This is a genomic window from Myroides sp. 1354, from assembly GCF_030324495.1.
In the GTDB taxonomy this organism is placed as follows: Bacteria; Bacteroidota; Bacteroidia; order Flavobacteriales; family Flavobacteriaceae; genus Flavobacterium.
The window spans coordinates 15980-38855 of the sequence record NZ_JACAGN010000023.1 but is presented as its reverse complement, the minus strand read 5'-3'; the positions used below and the strand labels follow the sequence as shown (position 1 = coordinate 38855).

The window sequence follows — 22876 nt, the reverse complement described above, 5'->3', positions numbered from 1 at the left end:
TATGAGTACTGAAGATAATTTGAATGAAGATATCCAATCAAACAACCTAGAAAATGGGGAGTTTGTAGAAGATCACACACAAATACAAGAAGAAGAGGAAAAAGAAACCATTACCAAAGTTACAGGAATGTACAAGGATTGGTTCTTGGACTATGCGTCTTATGTGATTTTAGAACGCGCCGTACCAGCTATTGAAGATGGATTTAAACCTGTTCAGCGACGTATTATGCATTCAATGAAGGAGTTAGATGATGGTCGTTACAATAAAGTAGCCAATGTTGTTGGACATACGATGCAGTATCACCCGCATGGAGATGCTAGTATCGGAGATGCAATGGTACAACTGGGACAGAAGGAATTGCTTATTGATATGCAAGGAAACTGGGGGAATATCCTAACAGGGGATGGTGCCGCAGCTTCGCGTTATATTGAGGCGCGTTTGAGTAAATTTGCCTTAGAAGTATTGTATTCTCCCAAAATTACAGATTGGCAGTTGTCTTATGATGGTCGTCGTAATGAACCGATTAACCTACCTGTAAAGTTCCCTTTGCTCTTGGCACAAGGAGCGGAAGGTATTGCTGTAGGTTTATCGACAAAAGTATTGCCTCATAACTTCAATGAACTTATCGATGCTTCAATCAAAATTTTAAAGGGAAAACCCTTTACTTTGTACCCTGATTTTCCTACGGAAGGAATTGCGGATGTGTCCAATTATAATGATGGATTAAGAGGAGGACGTGTGCGTGTGCGTGCTCGAATTTCTCAATTGGATAAGAATACCTTGGTCATTACGCAGATTCCATTTTCAACTACTACGACTACTTTGATTGATAGTATTTTGAAAGCCAATGAAAAGGGGAAATTAAAAATCAGAAAAATTGAAGACAATACAGCAGCAAGTGTAGAAATATTAATTCACTTACCTGCGGGAACGTCTCCAGATAAAACAATTGATGCTTTATACGCCTTTACAGGATGTGAAACATCAATCGCTCCTCTGGCTTGTATTATTCAAGACAACAAACCGCTATTTATTGGGGTTTCAGAAATGCTTAGACGCTCAACGCATCAAACCGTTGATTTATTAAAGCAAGAACTGGAAATTGAATTAGGGGAGTTAGAAGAAAGATGGCACTTTTTGTCTTTAGAGCGTATTTTTATTGAAAATAGAATTTATCGCGCTATTGAGGAAGAAGAAACTTGGGAAGGCGTGCTTTCGGCTATTGATGAAGGGTTGAAACCTTTCGTTGTTAACCTAAAACGAGCGGTAACACAAGAGGATATCATCAAATTAACTGAAATACGAATCAAGCGAATTTCTCGTTTTGATATTGATAAAGCCAATCAGCTTATCGAATCATTAGAAACAGAAATCGAACAAGTAAAATACAATTTAGAACACTTGGTTGATTTTGCGATTAAGTACTTTACGAGCTTGAAAGAAAAATATGGTAAAGGAAAAGAGCGCAAAACAGAATTGAGAAGTTTTGATACAATTGAAGCAACTAAAGTTGTTCTGAGAAATACCAAACTCTACGTCAATAGACAAGAAGGATTTTTTGGAACGTCTTTGCGTAAGGATGAATATGTATGTGACTGTTCCGATATTGATGATATTATCGTCTTTTTGCGTGATGGATCCATGATGATTTCAAAAGTAGAAGAAAAGCGCTTTGTTGGTAAGGATATCATTCACATTGATGTTTTTGCAAAAAACGACAAACGCACCATTTACAATTTGATTTACCGCGATGGAAAATCAGGACCAACCTATATCAAACGCTTTAATGTCATGAGTATTACGCGTGATAAAGTATATGATTTAACACAAGGTAATACGGGGTCTCAGATTTTGTATTTCTCAGCCAATCCAAACGGAGAGGCGGAAGTAGTTACCATTTTATTGCGTCAGTTGAGCAATGTGAAAAAACTGAAATTTGATGTTGATTTCGCTGATTTATTAATTAAAGGACGTATTGCAAAAGGTAATTTAGTAACCAAATACGCTATTAAGAAAATCGAACTCAAAGAAAAGGGAATCTCGACGTTGCGCCCCCGAAAAATATGGTATGATGAAACCGTAAGACGATTAAATGTTGAAGGAAGAGGAGATTTACTTGGTGAGTTTAAACCAGAAGATCGCTTGTTAATTATTACCCAAAGCGGAAAAGTAAAAACGGTTATCCCTGAATTGACTACGCACTTTGAAGAAGATATGATTGTCTTAGAAAAGTGGAAACCGACAAAACCAATTTCGGCAATTTATTACGATGGTGAAAAAGCTAGATATTATGTGAAGCGATTTATCGTGGAAAATGAAAATAGAGAAGACCTCTTTATTTCAGAACACGAAAATTCGAAATTGGAACTGATTTCAACCGATTATCGCCCGGTGGTGGAAGTTGTTTTTGCTAAGGTAAAAGGGGTGCAAAAGGAAAATTTAGTCCTTGATTTAGAGCAATTTATAACCGTTAAGGGAATTAAAGCTTTAGGTAATCAATTGACGGCAGATAAGGTAAAACAAATTGATCATTTGGAATCACTACCTTATGAAGAAGAAGTAGAAGAAGAAGAAACTACTTCCTATGATTTAGAAAATTTACCGGATGTGAATATAGATGAAGATGGACAAAGTAGCTTGTTTTAGCACTACTGTTAACTGATAATTTCTATTGTTTAAGGTAGGAGATAAACTGAATTAGATTTAAGAAGATGAAGTGGAAAACGTATATCATTGGAGGGTGTGTGCTTTTGGGAACAATTGGAACTTCGTATGGACAAACGCCATCGGATGACAATTTGTTTGAGAATACAACTGTACACTCTTTAACTGAGCGATGGGATTTATCCCCAACAGCAAAAAGAAAGACTTTTACTATTTCTCCTTATAAACCGATTTATCTCTTGCCGGCTAGATGGAGTAGTAAGCCCAATAAACAACCTTTTAGTTATAGTGAACATATGGGACAACCTCAAGCCGTTGACTATAATCGAGTAGAAGCTCGTTTTCAATTGAGTTTTAAAACCAAAGTTACAGAAGGGTTGTTGTTTGGAAAAGGAGATGTTTGGTTGGCTTTTACACAAACAGCCAATTGGCAAGTTTTCAATGGTGAAGTTTCTAGACCTTTCAGAGAGTTGAATTACGAACCCGAAGTTATTTTCAATTATCCTTTGAATCTTTCGATTGGTCATTTTAAATTTAAAATGGCGGGTTTTGCCTTTAATCATCAATCCAATGGGAAAAGTGAACCTACGTCAAGGAGCTGGAATCGCGTAATTATGCATGCGGGCATGGAGTATAATCAATGGACGTTTATGCTGAAACCTTGGATTCGATTAGGAGAGAAAAATAAGTCGGATGACAATGCGCTGATTACAGAATACTATGGAAAAGGTGAATTAACCGTTGCTTATGAATACAAAGGACAAGTACTAACCTTTATGACGCGAAATAATATGCGTCTTAATTCTCGATATAAAGGATTTCACGAGTTGACCTATACCTATCCAATTAAGAATAACCTCAAAGCATTCTTTGTTGTAAATAATGGATATGGAGAATCATTAATCGATTACAATTGGAATCAAACGACAATTGGTATTGGAATTTCCTTAATGGAATGGTACTAAATAAAATGAAAAAAGGAGAGTCTTGACTCTCCTTTTTTCATTTTATAAACTTAATGTTTCACTTGTTTTTGTTGAATGCTGCTAATTAAAGCAGTGAGGATTACGATAGTATAAGCCCACATTAACCAAGAACCAAAAGAAGCGGCTCTACTGCTAGGCATATTGGGAAAAATCGCTTCGAAAAATTGAATTGCAAAAGTATCAATAATCATACCGGGTAATACCAAAAGAATTCCAGCTGCTGTTTTTTCAAACCCCGATAAATTGAATTTTTGAAAGGTAAATAACGAGAGAAAAACCATGGAAGGAATTAGGATAAAATACAGAAGAGTCAAAATTATGGGAGATTCTGTAATAAAGAAAAATTGCCCTGCGAAGCGAAAAGCTAAAGTGGCGATGAGCCAAACTAAAAAACCGATAAAAAGTACAGGGAGAATAAAGGGATGGTTGGTTTTGTTCATGTTTAAAATAGTAAGGAGACAAAGCCTAAGTTGAGCAGTTTGTTTTTGATTTTTTCTTTTCTAAGAAGAAAAGAACTCATATCACGCTGGTGTATTTAGGTATTTATCTTTCATTTTGACAACGAAAATAAACAAAAAAGGCCAAAAAAGGAGTGTATATCAATGGAAGTTATAGCATAAAAAAGGATAGTAAAGTTTTTCTTTACCATCCTTTTTTATCGTATTGATTATTAGTTAGATAACGACAAGTATAGCTATTTTGTCTTTATTTTTTCTTTTGTAAATCTTGTTGTTTCGCAGCTTTCTTCAGCGAAAAAATTAAATAGCAGAAGAAGATAGCGAATGCGAGATAAGAGAACCAATTGATTTGTATAGACCACAGTTGGTCAATGTCTAATTGGTAAATACCGTAGACAAGTAAAAACAAAACAAGATAAGTGGTTATTTTTTCGAATTTTTTATTCATAGTACAGGTTAAATAGTCATAGAAAATAAAGCGCGTTCTGGTTTATTGCGTTGTAAACGCAAGTCTAATGCCATGCAAATGTTGCGTACAAAGGCTCGACCCACTTTGTTTACTGTAATTACATTGTTCTGAATGCTAATCAGCTGATCGTTTTCCATTTCTTTTAATTCCGCTAACATCGGAGTAAAATCGATTAAATCCAAATCGCTGTTTAAATCCGTTTGTAAATTACACATTAAATGTAGGATATGTTTTCTAATTATCAAATCTTCTTCATTTAAAATATGACCTTTCACCACAGGGATTTCATTATTTGCTAAGGCAGTGTAATAGGCTTCAATATTTTTCTCATTTTGAGCAAAGGCAGTCCAACTATCACTGATAGAAGATACGCCTAATCCAATCATTAAATCTGTTTTAGAAGAGGTATATCCCATAAAGTTTCGATGAATGCTATTGGTATTCATAGCTTTATATAAAGAATCTGTTTTTAGAGCAAAGTGATCCATCCCAATTTCGATATATCCCTTTTCTTCTAAAAGATTTTTTCCAATTTCATATAATTTTCGCTTTTCTTCATCTTTAGGTACATCCTCATCTTTGAAGCCACGTTGTCCGTTTCCTTTGATCCAAGGCACATGAGCATAGCTGTAAAAAGCTAAGCGATCTGGAGAGAGTGATTTTGTTTTTTCAATCGTGTCAATTACATGTTCAACCTGTTGAAATGGCAATCCGAAAATAATATCGTGTGAAATAGAGGTATACCCTATTTCCTTGGCCCAAAGAGTTACTTTAGCGACATCGTGAAACGTTTGATTACGATTTATGGCCTTTTGTATCTCGCGATTATAGTCTTGTACGCCAAAGCTAACTCTTCGAAAACCGAGGTTGTATAAAGTTTGTAAATGTTCTCTTGTTGTGTTATTGGGATGCCCTTCAAAACTGAATTCATACTCATCTGCTTTGATTCCACGAGCTAAAATTCCCTCAATAAGCAGGCGTAAATGCTCAGGTGTAAAAAAAGTAGGTGTGCCACCACCCAAGTGAATTTCCTTGATAAAAGGTTTTTCAACTAATACAGCACAATATAACTCCCATTCCTTTAGTATGGCTTGGATATAGGGAACCTCAACTTCATGACGTTTCGTGATGTGTTTGTGACAACCGCAAAAGGTACATAAACTCTCACAGTAGGGCAGGTGAATATATAAACTAATACCTTCCTTCTCATTGGTTAGGTCAAAGGTTTCTTTGACGCTTTTCAACCATTTTTCGCGAGAAAAAGTAGTTTCATCCCAATAGGGTACAGTGGGATAACTCGTGTAACGAGGTCCAGGTACGTTGTATTTTTGTATAAGAGGGGTAGCCATTTTTCGTATATTTGTAACAAATGTAACAGGAATCAAAATGAATAATACTGATATTTGTCACTTGATAAAAAAAAATTAGATTAAAAGTAAGATGAAGAATATAATTTTAACAGCTATTTTAGTAATGCTGTCGTTTTTTAAGGTTAGTGCTCAGGAAGTTAAAGTAAAAGAATTAGTAAATCCTACCGTATTTGAGTCTCAAATTGCGAATAAAAAAGTGCAATTAATCGATGTGCGTACACCAAAAGAATACAAAGAAGGTACTATTTTCAATGCGATCAATATTGATTTTTTAGAGGAAAGCTTTGGAGAAAAAATAGAACAATTGAATAAAAAGCAACCCGTTTATATTTTTTGTCAATCTGGAAAAAGAAGTGCAGCAGCTGCACAGAAAATACAAGAAGCAGGTTTTGAGGTCATAGAGTTAGCAGGAGGATATAAAGCGTGGAAGGCCGAAAAAGACTAGGCTTAATTTATCAATTATTTAAGAATTGACTCGCTTAGATGATTGAAAAAATTGTTATTTTTGAAAAAAAGGTAAAGTATGGATATAGCATCATTTGGAAGTTTTTTAAGAACATTGGTCATCATAGTAGTGATTTATTATGCTTTTAAATTTGCGATGCGTTATTTATTTCCACTTTTTGTCTACAAAATGGCAAAAAAAGTAGAACGTAATTTTCAACAGCAACAGCAAGATTTTTATCAACAAAATAGATCAACTCAAGAAGAACCAAATTTTACAAATCAAACCTCAGCGGGAAAAGATAAATTTCCGCGTTCAACCAAGGTGGTTGGTGAATATATTGATTTTGAAGAAGTTGATAAAAAATAATATAAAGCTCCTAAAAGGAGCTTTTTTTAGGCCTTATTTTCACGGATTGCGAAAAAATACAAAAACCTACAAACAAAAGAACGAAACCCTCCTATCTAACCCTAAAATTACTTACTTTAGCTAATTGAACGGAATTCAAACCACGCAAAGTAATTTTAGAGAATGAATGCAGTAAAAAAGTATGTACCACATCTATTGGTGTTGGTAGGTTTTATCGTAGTAGCTTTACTTTATTTTTCCCCCGTATTGCAAAACAAAGTGATATATCAATCGGATATTGTGCAATATATGGGAATGGCTAAGGAACAAAGTAATTTTAGAGCCGAATTTAATGAAGAACCCTATTGGACCAATAGTGCATTTGGTGGAATGCCAACCTACCAATTAGGAGCGAAGTATCCCTATAACTTTGTCAAGCATTTAGATACAGCGATTCGATTTTTGCCCAGACCTGCAGATTATTTATTTCTCTATTTCTTAGGGTTTTATGCTCTAATGATGGCCTTGGGAGTACGTCCTTTAAAGGCATTCATTGGATCTTTAGCGTTTGGATTCTCAACTTATTTGATTATTATACTAGGTGTAGGACACAATGCAAAAGCACATGCTATTGCTTATATGCCCATGGTAGTGGCTGGGGTATTATTAGTCTTTAGAAAAAAATATGTCGTTGGTGGTATCCTAACGGTTGTTGCAGCTGCGCTGGAAATCAGCGCTAATCACTTCCAGATGACGTATTATTTGTTGTTGTTTCTTTTGATTGTCACAGTGGCTTATACATACCAATATAGTAAAGCGAAAGACTGGAAAGGGTTAGGAGTAGCTTATGCAATTCTCCTTGGATCAGCCCTATTAAGTATTGGTGCCAACGCAACCAATATCATGGCAACGGCAGAATATACCAAATTTAGTACACGTAGCTCAAGTGAGTTAACCTATAATCCAGATGGATCACCAAAAACGTCTTCTAATGCCATGAGCTATGATTATATTACTGAATATAGTTATGGCGTTTTTGAAAGTTTAAACCTTATTGCACCTCGTTTGACAGGAGGGGCTAATAATGAAAAATTAGAACAAGATAACGCGATTTACCGTTATTTCACCACTATAGGTGCTAATCCACAACAAGCAAAAGAAATGAGTAAACAAGCACCTACGTATTGGGGAGATCAACCTATTGTTGCTGCTCCTGCCTATATAGGAGCTGTTGTATTCTTCTTGTTTGTTTTGGGGATGTTTACGGAAAAACGCAAGATAAAGTACATTTTCTTTGCCGGAGCTTTGATGGCCTTAATTTTATCTTGGGGAAAAAACTTTGCCGTAGTAACCAATTTGTTTATCGATTTTGTACCGATGTACAACAAGTTTAGAGCCGTCTCTTCCATTCAAGTAATTCTAGAAATGTGTATCCCTACTTTAGCTGTACTAGGACTATATAGTTTCTTTAAGTTAGATCAAAAACAACAACTAGATGCATTAAAGAAAACAAGTTTAATCGCAGGTGGAATCTTGGTATTTCTATTTGCAATTAAAGGAACACTTTCTTTTTCTGGTTTAAATGATGATTATTATCGCATGGCTTATGGTGAAGTAGGTCCTGGATTTATACGCGCCTTAATTGAAGAGCGAAAAGCAATGTATACTAGTGATTTGATTCGCTCTTTCTTGTTGATACTTGCAAGTGCAGCTGTATTATTTTTAATTGCCAAGGATAAATTAAAAGAAATGTATGCGTTGGTGATTATTGGATGTCTCTTAGTTGGTGATCTAGTGATGGTTGATCGCAAATACGTGAATGATGAATCATTCGTATCGGCAAGAAAAATGGAAGAACCATTTGAAATTACACAAGCGGATAAACAAATCTTAAATGATCCAACACATTTTAGAGTATTTGATGCTCAAGGGGGACTAAATAGTGCAAAAGCCTCTTATTTTCATCAATCTCTAGGTGGATATCATGCAGCTAAACCGCGTAGAATTCAGCAATTGGCGGATTATCAAATGAGCCAAAATCCGATGCCGATCTTTAATATGTTGAATGTGAAATACATCATTCAAGCCGATGAAGAAGGACGCAATGTAGCCATGCTAAATAATGAAGCGAATGGCAACGCTTGGTTTGTATCCACGATTCAAAAAGTAACATCAGCTGATCAAGAGATGAAAGCGTTGACTGACCTCAATACTAAAACAACAGCTGTGTTAAATGTAAGCGAATTTAAACAAACTGTGAAAGATAACTATGTGGTTGATTCACTGGCCTCTGTAAAACTTACCTCATACAAGGCAAATCAGTTGGTCTATGAAACGGATAATGCAAATGATGGTTTAGCCGTTTTTTCTGAAATTTATTATCCTCAAGGATGGGTAGCCAAAGTAGATGGACAAGAAGTATCTATTTTAGCAGTAGACTATGTATTACGTGCCATTGAATTACCAAAAGGAAAACACACGATTGAGTTTACCTTCGAACCACAAGTTGTAAAAACGGGAAGTCGAATTGCCTTGGCAAGTTCGGTATTAATTCTGTTGTTAGCTGTTGGTGCTATTGGTTGGAATATGAAAAAAAGAAAAGAAGCATAAACGAGAGGTTGCAGAAAAATGGAAATGAAGATAGAAAAGAAAAAAGTTTTAATTGTATGTTATTATTGGCCTCCAGCAGGGGGACCTGGAGTTCAACGTTGGTTGAAGTTTGTCAAGTATTTACCCGATTTTAATATTGAACCCATTGTTTATGTACCTGAGGGAGCGAATTACCCTTTGATTGACACGCAGTTGGAGCAGGAGGTTCATCCGTCTATTACTGTACTCAAACACAAGATTAAGGAACCTTATGCTTTAGCAAAGAAATTGGCTGGACAGCGTGCTCAAACCATGAGTTCTGGTATGATTCCTCAAGTGAGAAACCAATCGAAATGGGATAAGTTGTTGTTGTGGATTCGTGGAAATATGTTTATTCCCGATGCGAGAATTGGCTGGGTCAAACCTTCTGTGACTTATCTTACGGACTATTTAAAACAACATCCTGAGATCGAAACGGTTATTACAACTGGACCTCCTCATAGTGTTCATTTAATAGGTTTGGCACTAAAGAAAAAATTAAATATAACGTGGTTTGCTGATTTCAGAGATCCTTGGACAACAATTGGTTATCATAAGGAGCTTAAACTATCAGATCAAGCAAAGGAGAAGCATTATGCTTTGGAACACGAGGTGTTGAATACAGCAGATCAACTCCTTGTAACTAGTAAAACCACGCGTAAAGAGTTTGAAGAAAAAACAAATCAACCCATTGCGATTATTACCAATGGATATGATACGGTTCACTTGGGAAAAGTGGAACCCGATGAAAAATTTACCTTGGCTCATATAGGATCTTTTTTATCGAATCGAAATCCAAGGGTATTATGGAAAGCGATCAGTGAATTAAGAAGAGAAAATCCAGCCTTTAAGGCTGCTTTTGAGCTTAAATTAGTAGGAAAAGTAAGTGAAGATATTCTCAATACCTTAGCGGAATTTAAACTGCTAGAATGTACAGATAATAGAGGGTATGTAGAGAATCAAGAAGCCTTAAGGCAAATGCGAGCTTCTCAAGTGTTGCTGTTGGTTGAAATTGATTCAGATGATACACGAGCAATTATTCCTGGAAAACTATTCGAATATATGGCTGCAGAACGTCCAATTTTAGCCATTGGCCCGGAAGAATCTGATTTCTTTGAGATTATTCAACAAACGAACGTAGGAAGAAATGCTTTGTATAGTGAGAAGGATAAAATACGCGAAATTTTAATGGAGTATTTTGAACAATATCAAAATAAGCAGTTGAAAGTACACGCAATGGGGTTACAGTATTTTGGACGTAAACGATTGACGGAGCGTTTGGTGAGCCTTTTGGAAGAAAGGAAATAATTAAGAAAGGAAAGAAGAGAGAGGAAAGAAGAGAGAGGAGATCGTAGAGGCACAGGGTCCTGTGCCTAATAAAACGAAGTCGTTTTTGTAAAATAGGTGAGATATATTCCTATTCATCGAACTTCAAAACAAATCCAATCAAAGTGAGATAAAATAAAAAAATAAAGGACGAGTGCAACTCGTCCTTTGTTTTTTATAGTAGAAGAAAATGGAGAATTCACCCCTTTCTTCTTTATCTCACCTATTTCATATTTATTTTAGTGTTCGATGAATCTACACTGCGTTACGATTTCTTCTCTCTTCTCACTAATAAAAGAGTTTATTTCAGTTTATTCTTCAAGTATTGTCCTGTACTAGATGCTGCACATTTTGCAACTTCTTCTGGTGTGCCGAAGGCAATCAGCTGACCGCCATTTTCACCCCCTTCAGGGCCAATGTCTACGATATAATCCGCACATTTGATCAAATCTAAATTGTGTTCAATCACGAGGATTGAATGGCCTTTATCAATTAAGGCATTAAAGGCAGTCAACAATTTTTTGATGTCGTGAAAATGCAGTCCTGTAGTAGGTTCATCAAAGACAAAAAGTACTTTTTCTCTAGTTGATCCTGCTAATAAGAAAGACGCTAATTTGATGCGTTGCGCTTCACCTCCGGATAAGGTAGAGGACGATTGTCCTAATTGGACATACCCCAATCCTACATCTTGCAAAGGTTGTAAACGCGTTGCAATTTTCGTTTGGTTGTATTGTTTGAAAAAGGCCAATGCATCATCAATGGTCATGGATAGGATATCGTCTATGTTTTTTCCCTCAAAATTAACTTCCAATACTTCTTTTTTAAAGCGCTTACCATGACAAGCTTCACACTCTAAATGAACGTCTGCCATAAATTGCATTTCAACCGTTACTACACCTTCCCCTTTACATACTTCACAACGACCTCCATCGACGTTGAAAGAGAAATGCTTGGGTTGATATCCTCTTAATTTAGAGGTATTTTGTTTGGCGTATAAATCGCGAATCTCATCATAAGCCTTGATATATGTTACAGGATTGGAACGCGAACTTCGTCCAATTGGATTTTGATCGACGTATTCAATTTGTTTGATGTGCTCAAACTTACCTTCTAGCGAAGTGAATTGTCCTGGTTTATCACTTAATCCTGTTAGTTTCTTCTGTAAAGCAGGGAAGAGAATACGCTTGACTAAGGTACTTTTACCACTTCCAGATACCCCAGTAATTACGGTTAAACAATCCAATGGAAAGCGAACATCAATATTTTTTAAATTGTGTTCTCTAGCCCCAATAATGTCAATATAATGTTTGTATGGTCTTCTTTTTTTAGGTACTTCAATTGACATAGTACCATTGAGATACTGAGCCGTTAGGGAATCAGATTGCATAATCTCCGCTAAGGTTCCTTGTGCAACTAATTCACCACCAAAAGTACCTGCTTCTGGTCCAATATCGATGATTTGATCCGCTGCTTGCATGATTTCTTCATCGTGTTCTACAATAATCACCGTATTGCCTAAAGCTTGGAGTTGTTTAAGGACGTGAATCAGTTTTTCTCCATCCTTTGGGTGTAAACCAATACTAGGTTCATCCAAAATATACATGGATCCCACCAAACTACTTCCTAAAGAAGTAGCTAGATTAATACGTTGAGATTCCCCTCCAGATAAGGTTGATGAATTTCGATTGAGCGTTAAGTATGCCAACCCAACATTAAGCAAGAAGCCCAAGCGATTGTTTATTTCAATTAACAAACGTTTAGCCACTTGTTTTTCATAATCGTTCAATTGTAATTCACGAAAGAAAACGAGCAATTTCTCAATTGGCATATCCACTAAGTCAGAAACGGTTTTTCCTCCAATTTTTACATAGTTAGCCTCTTTTCTCAAGCGTTTTCCCTTACAGGTAGGACATTTAGTTTTTCCTCTATATCTTGAAAGGAGAACGCGGTTTTGAATTTTATAATTTTTTTCTTCAAGTTCTTCAAAAAAGGCATTTAATCCCGTAAAGAATTCATTTCCTTCCCATAAGAGTGCTTTTTCTTCGGCAGTAAGCTGAAAGATAGGGCGGTGGATAGGGAAGTCGAATTTATAAGCGTGTTGTACCAATTGATCGCGATACCATCCCATGGATTCACCTCGCCAAGGAAATACAGCATTTTCATAGACTGATAATCCTGTATTCGGAAATACAAGTTCTTCATCAATACCAATTACATTGCCATAACCATCACAAGTAGGGCAAGCTCCGTAGGGGTTATTAAAGCTGAACAGGTGTATATTCGGTTCTAAAAATGTAAGCCCGTCTAATTCAAAACGATTGCTGAATTCTCGTTGGGTTTGGTCTTCTAAAGCGTATACAAAACAAGTTCCTTTTCCTTCAAAAAAAGCAGTTTCAATAGCATCTCCTAAGCGATTGAAAAATTCTTCTGTATCTTTAACTACAATACGATCTACAATAAGTAAAATATCCGCAGTAGCAAATTGATTAATCAATTCAGCTTCGAGTTGTAAGAATTCATCTAAACGGACGGTTTCTCCTTTCACCAATAAACGAGCATATCCTTGTTTTAATAAAACAGCCAAATGTTCGGCTAGCGAACGCCCTTCCTCAAAGAGTAGAGGAGCTACTAAGAGCCATTTACTTTCCAAAGGAAGAGACTTAACGAAGTTGATCACATCTGTCACTGAATCTTTCTTTACCTCTTGTCCAGAAATGGGAGAGTAGGTACGCCCAATACGAGCGAATAACAATTTGATATAATCGTAAATTTCAGTGGATGTCCCTACTGTTGATCTTGCATTGGTTGTATTAACCTTTTGCTCAATCGCAATCGCAGGAGCAATTCCCTTGATGTACTCTACTTTGGGTTTATCGATACGACCTAGAAACTGACGAGCATAAGAAGATAAACTTTCAACATAACGGCGTTGCCCTTCTGCATAAAGCGTATCAAAGGCCAATGAAGATTTTCCAGAACCAGAAAGGCCTGTAATAACCACCATTTGGTTTCTAGGGATAACCACATCAATATGCTTTAAATTGTGTAGATGTGCCCCTTTAATTATAATATTGTGTTTAGGATCTAGTTTAGAAAAATCTATTTTAGACATAGGAGATTCGTGTATTTGAAACACAAAAATACGCTTTTATCTTTGTTTATGAAATGCTTTCTGCAGTAAAGAATAATTAAGTTGTTTAACATTTTTTTTAAACTATTGTTTTTAACAAAATATTTTATATATATTTGTAGCACTTAACTCATAAAAGCAAGAGCCTATATAACAGAATTACTTTTTTAGATACGAATAGAACAGCTATAAAAAGAATTTTGTTATGGAATTAATTCAATTACCAGATGCAACTTTAGTGCATCATTATGTAGGAGGCAATGAACAGGCGCTTGAAATTTTAATCAAAAGACATCAAGCTAAGATTTTTGGATTTATTTTCAATAAATTAAATGATGTAGAATTAACCAATGATATTTTTCAAGATACCTTTGTCAAGGTTATTAATACCCTCAAAACAGGAAGATATAACGAAGAAGGAAAGTTTATTTCTTGGGTGATGCGAATTGCTCATAATTTGATTATGGACCATTACCGCAGAGAAAAGAAAATGTTGATTCACAATGATACGGAAGAAACTCCCTTTTTTAGTTTTTTAAAGGATGATAGTGAGACCATTGAAGAGATGTTGATCAATAGTCAAATTACAGAAGATTTACAACAGCTAATCTTAGAATTACCTGAAGATCAACAAGAAATAATTCGCATGCGTTTATATCAGGATTTGAGTTTTAAAGAGATTTCAGAGGCAAAAGACGTAAGTATTAATACGGCCTTAGGAAGAATGCGTTATGCTATTATTAATTTGAGAAAATTAATGGAAAAAAAACAAATTTCATTAAACCTATAATAAAATCTCAGTTTGTGCGTTTTTAAATTAAATGTAGAAACTAACAGATTTTATATGGAAAAAAATTACAAAAACCTTTTAAAAGAGAAAGAAGTGAAGGGACCAAAAACGGAAATAATCGAGAGATTATTGAATTATTCTAAGTTTTGGTCTCATTTAGCACTTAGTGATTTTATGGAACCAAGTTTGAAAACATCAAAGGCAAACTAAAAAAAAAGCATCGAATTATTTCGATGCTTTTTTTTCGTGTTTTTTATAATATTCGTTGAGAATTGTTTTTCGACCAATTACGCTGGTTATAATATCTAATTCTAATTTCCAAGCTCTTGCTGGAGAGTATTGACGTCCATACCACACCAGTTGGAGGTGGAGCTTGTTCCATTGATCTTTTGGAAATAATCGCTTGGCATCCTTTTCCGTTTGTTGTACACTTTTGCCATTGGAAAATCCCCAGCGATAAAGTAAACGATGGATATGAGTATCAACGGGAAAAGCGGGAATATCAAAAGCCTGCGCCATCACTACAGAAGCTGTTTTGTGGCCTACTGCTGGTAAACGCTCTAAGGCTTCCATGTCCGCTGGAACTTGACCTTGATGTTCCTCAATCAATATTTTAGATAATCCATAGATTCCTTTGCTCTTCATTGGCGATAAACCACAGGGACGTATAATCTCCTGAATTTCTTCTACCGTCATCTTCACCATATCATACGGATTATCAGCCTTAGCAAATAAGAGAGGCGTGATTTTATTGACGCGTTCATCTGTACATTGAGCAGATAGCAGAACAGCAATCAATAAAGTATAGGCATCCTTGTGATCTAATGGAACGGGTATTTCAGGGTAGAGTGCATCTAATGTTTCAAGAACAAAATTTACTTTTTCAGTTTTAGTCATGTTTAAACAATCAAATTATAAGAACATCTTTACAGATATCTTTACAAATATCGCTAAAAAAGATGATATACGTTGAAGTGTGTGCTCGATTTCATTTAGAGGTAGCTTGCATCCTTTTATTGTCTAATTTTAAAATAAATTACTTTTTATTTTAACCTATTTTAATACGGTATTTTGTTTAAATGAATGAAATTTAGTTATTTATGGTATAATTTTGTTTTATTTTATTGATTTATATTTAATAGTTTTGATTTTTAAATTAGTCAAAATTATTATGAAAAAAGGAATGAAGTTTATAGCCACATGGGCTATGTTGGTAGGGGGATTGGTATTTGTCGCTTGTAGTAGCGATGATACATCAGGGCCTATTCCTCCTCAAAAGGAATTTAAAATTCCAACAGCATCGGTATTTACGAATTTTAGAAAAGAAGTATTAGAAGGGGAAAAACAATATATTCAAACAAAAATCGATGAAACAGGTGGATTTAGTTTTACAAGTCAAAAAGGGGTAAAAGTACAGGTTGGAAACCTAGCCGCACTTGGGGAGTGGGGAATAGAAGGAGATGAGATTGACTGTACTTTTATTGAATTGTATGAGAAGGGAATTATGGCTTTGGCTAATCGCCCTACGATGGGAATTTACCCAGATCGAGATGAAAATGGATATTTTGAAATAACTAAAGATGAATATGGACGCATCGCTACAACAGGTGGGCGCGGATTTATTATTACAGGCGGAGAGTTTTACTTTGATATTAAGCTGAATGGAAAACAAGTGACAAATTATAGTATCGACATGCAAGTGCCTGGGAAAAATACAAGAGGTCTTCAGGAAGATATGTTACTGTGGCAAGGAAATATCAACGAGAAAGATGATTTAACTTTTACAGAAATTCCCATACAAACGGAAATGGGATTTTTATACAATGACCAAGAAACAGAGAACTATGTTATGCTCTTGAATGGTTGGAACGATTTACCTTCTGAAATTGGATGGTCAAATATTGATAAATACGCTGAATTTGAAGGTGAGAAAACACAATTTTTTGTTCGTGTACCAGAAGGGTATAACTATGAAAACTCAGCTATTTATTTTGGAGTGAAAGGAGAAGAGGGATTGGCTCATTTAGATGTATTTTTAAAACATCTGGAATTGGGATTTGTGTTTACCGAACACTATGGTTGGGTTCCTGTTGGTTTAGAGGGGTATGTATTCTTTATCTCCATAGATCCCGATACAAAAAAAATAGTGTATTCCGTTAAAGAAATTAAAGTTGTTAAAAATCAATTAGTTGAAATTAAATTCCATGATTTGCAAACGGGGACAAAAGAAGAAGTAATATCCATTTTAAATGGACTGTAATAGGATGATAGTAACCAATTACGTTGTTTGTAAATAGTGAGAGCTAAACAACCTAACAAGATAAAACTCGTTTATTTTGCGTTGGCGAATACATAGAAAAGCGTTCTTTTGATGGAAAGAACGCTTTTTCATTTTGTAAATAAGGAAGTTAAATATTGATGGATGGAAGCCCATATGCCATTCGATAGGCATCTTTAAACACTTCCGAAAAGGTAGGATGCGCATAGGAGAGAGAGAACATATCTTTGGCTGTTACTTCATATTCAAGTGCCACAACTGCTTGTGCAATTAAATCAGCAGCACGAGCACCGATAATATGTACCCCAAGAACTTCTCCGTATTTAGGATCAACGAGTACTTTGGCAAAACCTTCTGTATCCATCGAAGCTCGCGCTCGCGCATTAGCGGCAAAAGGAAACTTCCCAACCTTATAAGCGATGTTTTTTTGAATCAATTCATCTTCGGTTGCACCAACAGAGGCAATTTCTGGCCAAGTATAAACGACATTGGGAATGTGATTATAGTGAATATGAGGTTTTTGACCTTGAATTGTTTCTACTACAAAAACAGCTTCTTCTTCCGCTTTATGTGCTAACATGGCCCCACCAATAACATCTCCGATGGCGTAAATAGTTGAAGCACGAGTTTGTAAATTGGCATTCGTTTCGATGAAGCCTTTGGAATTCAAAGTAACAGCAGTGTTTTCCAATCCTAAACCTGCTGTAAACGGACGTCGTCCAACCGCCAGTAAGACATAATCTGCTTCTATTTGTTGTTCATGTTCTGCTTTGTCTTTGAATTTTACTTGTACATAATCTCCTAGATTATCAACCTGATATACACTTTGCTCTAATACAATATCAATTTGTTCTTTCTTTAGTATTTTATTCAGGGCTTTTCCTAACTCCCTATCCATAGTTGGTAATAGAGAAGAAGCGTATTCAATAATAGTGACCTTAGTACCTATGCGATTAAAGATAGAGGCCATTTCAACGCCTATAACTCCACCGCCAATAATTACCAAGCTTTTAGGTTGCTCTTGTAGGGCTAAGGCCTCTGTAGAGGAAATAATGCGTTTTTTATCCAGTGTTATACCTGGTAATGTAGCGGGTTTGGATCCTGTAGCAATAATGAATTTGTCAGCTTCAATAACCGTAATTACTCCGTTGGAATCCGTTACGGTTATTGAAGTATTCGTTGTGAAACTAGCTGTACCATAGAACGTAGCAATGCCATTTTTTTGCATCAAGAAGGTCAATCCTTGGGTGTTTTTTTGTACCACTTCCTGTTTTCTTGCATACATTTGCTTGAAATTCAAATGAACCCCTTGGACTTCAATTCCTTGTTTTGCAAATTTTGTCTGTACATCTGCATAGTGATGAGTACTGTCTAAAAGAGCTTTGGTTGGAATGCAACCAACATTGGTACATGTTCCACCAAGACTGTTGTATTTTTCAATTAAGGCTGTTTTAAAGCCCAATTGAGCTGCCCGAATTGCTGCTACGTAGCCCCCTGGTCCAGAACCAATAACTACAATATCAAATTTTTCCATTGTTTCGTTGTGTTAGATTAAACTTTTTCAATAACTAGGGCAGTTGCACCGCCTCCGCCATTGCAAATCGCTGCTACTCCATAGCGTTTTTCTTCCTGATGAAGAGCATGGATAAGGGTAACTAGAATACGAGCACCTGAAGCACCTATGGGATGACCTAAAGCCACAGCGCCCCCGTAAATATTGATGCGATCCAGTGGAATATCCAAGAGTCTTGCTATTGATAAGGGAACAGAAGCATACGCTTCATTCACTTCAAAGAGATCAATCGAGTCTAACGTTAAATTTGCTCTTTCCATTGCTTTTGGAATAGCTAATGCAGGAGCTGTCGTAAACCAAAGGGGATCTTGAGCGGCATCTGCATATGATATAATCTTAGCTAAAGGTTTTAAACTGTATTTGGCTACGGCTTCAGCAGAGACTAAAAGCAACATGGCCGCTCCGTCGTTTAAATTACTCGCATTGGCTGCTGTTAGACGTCCTCCTTCTTCAAAAACAGGACGTAAATGGGGAAGTTTCTCCGGAATGATTTTATCAATATCCTCATCAGTGGCTATAACTTCTTCTTTTTGAGGTAAGGGTATGGGAACAATTTCCGTCTTGAATTTACCCTTTGCGGTTGCCTTTTGTGCTTTTTCATAGGATTGTAAGGCATATTGATCCAGTTCTTCTCGCGTAAAGTTAAAGTGGCGGATTCCAATCTCAGCCGCATTTCCCATGTGGCAATGAGCATAAGCATCGGTTAATCCATCTTTTAAAAGCCCGTCAATCGTTTTAAGATCACCTAATTTATGGGCTTGACGATGAGAGGAATAAAAAGGTACATTACTCATACTTTCAATGCCTCCAGTTAAAACGACGTTCTCGTGTCCTAGCTGAATCTGTTGTGCTCCTAAAGCAACAGCTTTTAGCCCAGAAGAACATACTTTATTGATGGTTGTGGCATCTGTTGTATTGGATAGGCCTGAGTTAATTCCCACTTGTCGAGCAGGTGATTGCCCCAATCCAGCGCTAAGACCATTGCCAATATATAGACTGTCAATTGCTTCTGATGGGAGCTGTACGTCGTTGAGTATGGACTGGGTTACCATACTGCCTAAGTCTGTAGCAGTATAGGGTTGTAATTGCCCTAAAAAACCTCCGATGGGTGTTCGTTTTGCTGCGATAATAAATACTTCTTTCATCTTGTTTTTTGTTTTTTTAAAATATACCGATTGGTATATTTTTGTTGTTAAAAAAAGTCATTGAACTGTTTGCCAATGACTTGGTTTTATTTGTTTGCTAGTTGTATATGAATGATTTGGGTAATTTGGTCAAGGGCTACATCCAAGTGTTTTTTGTTTCCTAGCGAACGAGACAGTAGAATGCCCCCTTCGATTAACATGATAAATAAGGATGCTATTTCTTCTGAAACCACCTCTTGTTTAAAATAACCTTGTTTCTTTCCTTCTTCGATAACTCCTGTTAGACGCTGAATCCAAAGGTTGAAATTATATTGTACACTTTCTTTGAGAAAGAGGAGATGATCATCTGCTTCTGTAGCTGCATTTAGCAAGGCACATCCTCCAGAAGCAACTAGTTTCTCCCAGTATTGGCGATAAAAATCGACAAAATTCAATAAGGCTTCTTTCGGATTACTGCCGCGATTGAGGGCTGCGTGAATCTCTCGTTTGATTATGGAAACATTGTAAAGAAACGCCTCAACGACAACTTCGTCTTTATTGTTGAAGTTGCCGTAAATACTCCCTTTGGTTAAACCAGTAATCGCTGTGATGTCAGATACGGATGTGGCCGCATAGCCTTTGGTATTAAACAAAGGAGCGGTTTTCTCTATAATATACTGTTTGGTTTTGGCAGCCTTACTCATCTTTAAAAGTATTGATGAGACAAAGGTATAAAAAATACCAATCGGTATTTTAAAAAAATATTGTTTTTTTCATTACACCGCAGGAACTGATTTTACCATCTAGCTAAATCGCTTACTAGCCGCGACGCATCCAACAACACCTAAAGTTACGGTCAACATACCTATAGAGATAAACTCTTGCAAGAAGAAAGCGGCTAAAGCTAAACCGAAAAAAGGCTGTAACAGCTGGAGTTGTCCTACGGTTGCAATACCCCCTTGTGCTAATCCTTTATACCAAAAAATAAAGCCAGTAAACATACTCATTGTTCCCAAATAAAGTAAACTGACCCAGGTCTCTAATTGAATGGTTTCAATACTAGAAGGGATGAAGAAGAAGAAGGTAGGTATCAATATAGGTAAGGCAAAAATGATAGCCCAGGAAATGACTTGACTTCCCCCCATGGTTTTGGTTAATACAGCTCCTTCCGCATAGGCTAGACCACATAATACAATGGCAGCAAGCATTAGTAAATCACCTGTAAGTGAACTAGTCGCATGTTGAGCATAGGCAAATCCCACCACCAAAGCACTACCTAAGAAAGCAAAAAGCCAAAATAAAGGTTTTGGTTTTTCTTTGCCACGTAAAACCGCAAAAATTGCAGTACTTAAGGGGAGAGTTCCCACAAAAACCAAGGATCTTGCTGCTGTCATATGTTGTAGCGCCAATGAAGATAAAAGCGGGAAACCAATAACTGCTCCAGCAGAAACAAGTAAAAGGGATTGGGATTCTGATTTAGTGGGCCAAGTTGCTTTGTTGTAGCATAAAAATAGCGAAGCAAGTACAGCTGCAATTAAGGCGCGTACTAGGGTTACAAAAATAGGATCTAAACTCAATACCGCCACTTTTGTTGCTGGCATAGATCCACTAAATAAAAGTACACCAATCAGTCCATTCATCCATCCACTTGAAGTATCGGTTACTACTGTTGTTTTCATTTGTTTATTTTTTTCAAAAGTATAGGGATTTTATAAACAAACACAGTCGCAGTTTTGTATCTTTGGATGGACACAGTTAATTCTATGCATCAGAAATATATTTATTTAGATTTATCGGATCAATTGGGGAATCAAATTCGAAAAGGAGTACTCAAAAAGGGGGATCGTATGCCCTCGATCCGCACTTTGTGTAAAACGTATAACATCAGTATGAATACAGCGAAACGCGTGTATTTGGAATTGGAATCTCAATCACTGGTATTGTCTATTCCACAATCAGGCTATTTTGTTAGTTATGCTAATTATACGCATTTTCCTTTGCCTCAAGCGAGTAATCCCACTCCTTTAGCGGATAGTACAATTCCAAAGGAGATTATCAATAAGGTATATGCCAATATGGGAAATGAAACGTTGACTTTGTTTTCTTTTAATTCGCTTTATGGATCATTTTTGCCTAGTGGGCAGATGAAAAAAGAAATTATGCAAGCTAGTAAAGGATTGACGTATGGGGGAATTGATTATGAATCGGTTCAAGGGAATCTAAATTTACGTCGGATGGTGGCTTCTCGTTCGATGAGTTGGGGCGGAAATTTAACCGAAGATGATATTGTAACAACTAATGGGAGCATCAATGCTATTTCTCTTTGTTTGTTGGCTTTGGGAAAACCAGGAGATACAGTTGCTATTGAGAGTCCTTGTTACCCTGGTATCTTTCAACTCGCTCTTGATTTAGGATTTAAAATTGTAGAGTTACCCACAGATCCAGTTACGGGAGTGAACATGGAAGCTTTAGAACAAGCTTGTCCAACCTTGGATATCTGTTTGCTGGTTTCTAATTATAGCACGCCTTTTGGCAGCTGTATGCCAACTGAAAATAAAAAGAAAGTAGTTGCTTTATTAGCCAAACACCATATCCCTTTGATCGAGGATGATGTGTATGGCGATTTGAATTTCAACGGCAAACGTCCTTTGTGTTGCAAGGCTTTTGATACTACCGGAAATGTATTGTTGTGTAGTTCTATCTCAAAAACACTTGCACCTGGATATCGCGTGGGGTGGGTGAGTGCAGGAAAATATCAGGATAAAATCATCGAACAAAAACTAATTCACGCTATTTCATCTCCAGCTATTGTGCAAGAGGCTGTTGCAAATTTTATCAAATCAGGAAAATATGAAAAACACTTGCGTAAATTGAGACAAAGTCTCTTTGCTAATTATCAGAAGATACTTGCAGTTGTATTAGAGAATTTTCCTGCAGGAACAAAAGTTACCCGTCCAGAAGGAGGACTGTCTTTGTGGGTTGAATTTGATGAACGTGTGAATACATTAAAACTGTATGATTTATGTATCAAAGAAGGAATTAGTATTGCACCTGGGCGTATGTTTACGGTACAAAGACAATTTCAAAACTGCATTCGCATTAGCATTGGATTACCTTGGTCAGAAGAAATAGAACAAAAGCTCAAGCGAGTAGGGGTTTTGAGTTTGCAAACGTTTTAATGAAGTTTATTGATAGCCTGAGGCTTGCTATCATCTTTTATGGAATGCCAATCCTAAATTTTTTTGTATCAAAAAAAAATGTCAACTTTGTACGTTGAAAGGGGTGC

Annotated in this window: 18 protein-coding genes; 9 read left to right on the top strand and 9 right to left on the bottom strand. The window is 36.4% G+C overall.

Features of this window, described 5'->3' with window-relative positions:
* The first annotated feature begins 1 nt into the window (after position 1).
* Positions 2–2647, top strand: coding sequence for a DNA gyrase/topoisomerase IV subunit A (locus HX004_RS16620; RefSeq protein WP_286443822.1), 2646 nt, complete (start codon positions 2–4; stop codon positions 2645–2647).
* Positions 2648–2712: 65 nt separating this feature from the next.
* Positions 2713–3630 (top strand): phospholipase A, encoded by a 918-nt coding sequence (locus HX004_RS16615; protein WP_286443819.1) that lies wholly within the window; start codon positions 2713–2715, stop codon positions 3628–3630.
* A 50-nt stretch (positions 3631–3680) separates the two neighbouring features.
* Here HX004_RS16615 and HX004_RS16610 read toward each other — a convergent pair whose 3' ends face one another.
* From HX004_RS16610 to hemN, 3 genes are all read right to left on the bottom strand, one after another.
* Positions 3681–4091 (bottom strand): DUF5367 domain-containing protein, encoded by a 411-nt coding sequence (locus tag HX004_RS16610; protein ID WP_286443817.1) that lies wholly within the window; start codon positions 4089–4091, stop codon positions 3681–3683.
* A 265-nt stretch (positions 4092–4356) separates the two neighbouring features.
* A complete protein-coding gene (locus tag HX004_RS16605) occupies positions 4357–4557 on the bottom strand; it encodes a hypothetical protein (protein WP_286443815.1) in 201 nt (66 codons plus the stop codon).
* Between the two features lie 8 nt (positions 4558–4565).
* Positions 4566–5927 carry an oxygen-independent coproporphyrinogen III oxidase gene (gene hemN / locus HX004_RS16600; RefSeq protein WP_286443813.1) on the bottom strand — a complete coding sequence of 454 codons (1362 nt, stop codon included), beginning with the start codon at positions 5925–5927 and terminating at the stop codon, positions 4566–4568.
* Positions 5928–6018: 91 nt separating this feature from the next.
* Between hemN and HX004_RS16595 the strand changes: the two genes are divergently transcribed.
* The 4 genes from HX004_RS16595 to HX004_RS16580 all read left to right on the top strand — a co-directional run bounded on the left by HX004_RS16595 (position 6019) and on the right by HX004_RS16580 (position 10677).
* On the top strand, positions 6019–6393 hold the full coding sequence (locus HX004_RS16595) for a rhodanese-like domain-containing protein (protein WP_286443811.1): 375 nt from the start codon (positions 6019–6021) through the stop codon (positions 6391–6393).
* 78 nt (positions 6394–6471) lie between these two features.
* Positions 6472–6762 (top strand): DUF4834 family protein, encoded by a 291-nt coding sequence (locus HX004_RS16590; RefSeq protein WP_286443809.1) that lies wholly within the window; start codon positions 6472–6474, stop codon positions 6760–6762.
* Positions 6763–6924: 162 nt separating this feature from the next.
* The gene (locus HX004_RS16585) at positions 6925–9351 is read left to right on the top strand and encodes a YfhO family protein (RefSeq protein WP_286443806.1); all 2427 of its coding nucleotides are present in this window, start codon (positions 6925–6927) and stop codon (positions 9349–9351) included.
* Between the two features lie 24 nt (positions 9352–9375).
* A complete protein-coding gene (locus HX004_RS16580) occupies positions 9376–10677 on the top strand; it encodes a glycosyltransferase family protein (protein ID WP_286443843.1) in 1302 nt (433 codons plus the stop codon).
* A gap of 319 nt (positions 10678–10996) precedes the next feature.
* Here the strand turns inward: HX004_RS16580 and uvrA are convergent, their stop codons facing one another.
* Positions 10997–13807 (bottom strand): excinuclease ABC subunit UvrA, encoded by a 2811-nt coding sequence (gene uvrA / locus HX004_RS16575; protein ID WP_286443804.1) that lies wholly within the window; start codon positions 13805–13807, stop codon positions 10997–10999.
* Between the two features lie 223 nt (positions 13808–14030).
* Between uvrA and HX004_RS16570 the strand changes: the two genes are divergently transcribed.
* On the top strand, positions 14031–14615 hold the full coding sequence (locus HX004_RS16570) for a sigma-70 family RNA polymerase sigma factor (protein ID WP_286443803.1): 585 nt from the start codon (positions 14031–14033) through the stop codon (positions 14613–14615).
* 225 nt (positions 14616–14840) lie between these two features.
* On the opposite strand, the gene HX004_RS16565 is transcribed toward HX004_RS16570, so the two are convergent.
* Positions 14841–15512 (bottom strand): endonuclease III domain-containing protein, encoded by a 672-nt coding sequence (locus tag HX004_RS16565; protein ID WP_286443802.1) that lies wholly within the window; start codon positions 15510–15512, stop codon positions 14841–14843.
* A 274-nt stretch (positions 15513–15786) separates the two neighbouring features.
* Here HX004_RS16565 and HX004_RS16560 point away from each other — a divergent pair, with 274 nt between their 5' ends.
* On the top strand, positions 15787–16875 hold the full coding sequence (locus tag HX004_RS16560; RefSeq protein ID WP_286443801.1) for a hypothetical protein: 1089 nt from the start codon (positions 15787–15789) through the stop codon (positions 16873–16875).
* A 148-nt stretch (positions 16876–17023) separates the two neighbouring features.
* On the opposite strand, the gene lpdA is transcribed toward HX004_RS16560, so the two are convergent.
* From lpdA to HX004_RS16540, 4 genes are all read right to left on the bottom strand, one after another.
* Complete coding sequence (gene lpdA, locus HX004_RS16555) at positions 17024–18427, bottom strand: dihydrolipoyl dehydrogenase (RefSeq protein WP_286443800.1); 1404 nt, start codon at positions 18425–18427, stop codon at positions 17024–17026.
* 17 nt (positions 18428–18444) lie between these two features.
* Positions 18445–19611: a thiolase family protein gene (locus HX004_RS16550; protein WP_286443798.1), complete on the bottom strand. Its 1167-nt coding sequence runs from the start codon at positions 19609–19611 to the stop codon at positions 18445–18447.
* Between the two features lie 86 nt (positions 19612–19697).
* Positions 19698–20294: a TetR/AcrR family transcriptional regulator gene (locus HX004_RS16545; protein ID WP_286443797.1), complete on the bottom strand. Its 597-nt coding sequence runs from the start codon at positions 20292–20294 to the stop codon at positions 19698–19700.
* 99 nt (positions 20295–20393) lie between these two features.
* The gene (locus HX004_RS16540) at positions 20394–21269 is read right to left on the bottom strand and encodes a DMT family transporter (RefSeq protein ID WP_286443795.1); all 876 of its coding nucleotides are present in this window, start codon (positions 21267–21269) and stop codon (positions 20394–20396) included.
* Positions 21270–21353: 84 nt separating this feature from the next.
* Here HX004_RS16540 and HX004_RS16535 point away from each other — a divergent pair, with 84 nt between their 5' ends.
* Complete coding sequence (locus HX004_RS16535) at positions 21354–22769, top strand: aminotransferase-like domain-containing protein (protein ID WP_286443793.1); 1416 nt, start codon at positions 21354–21356, stop codon at positions 22767–22769.
* The last annotated feature ends 107 nt before the right edge of the window (positions 22770–22876 follow it).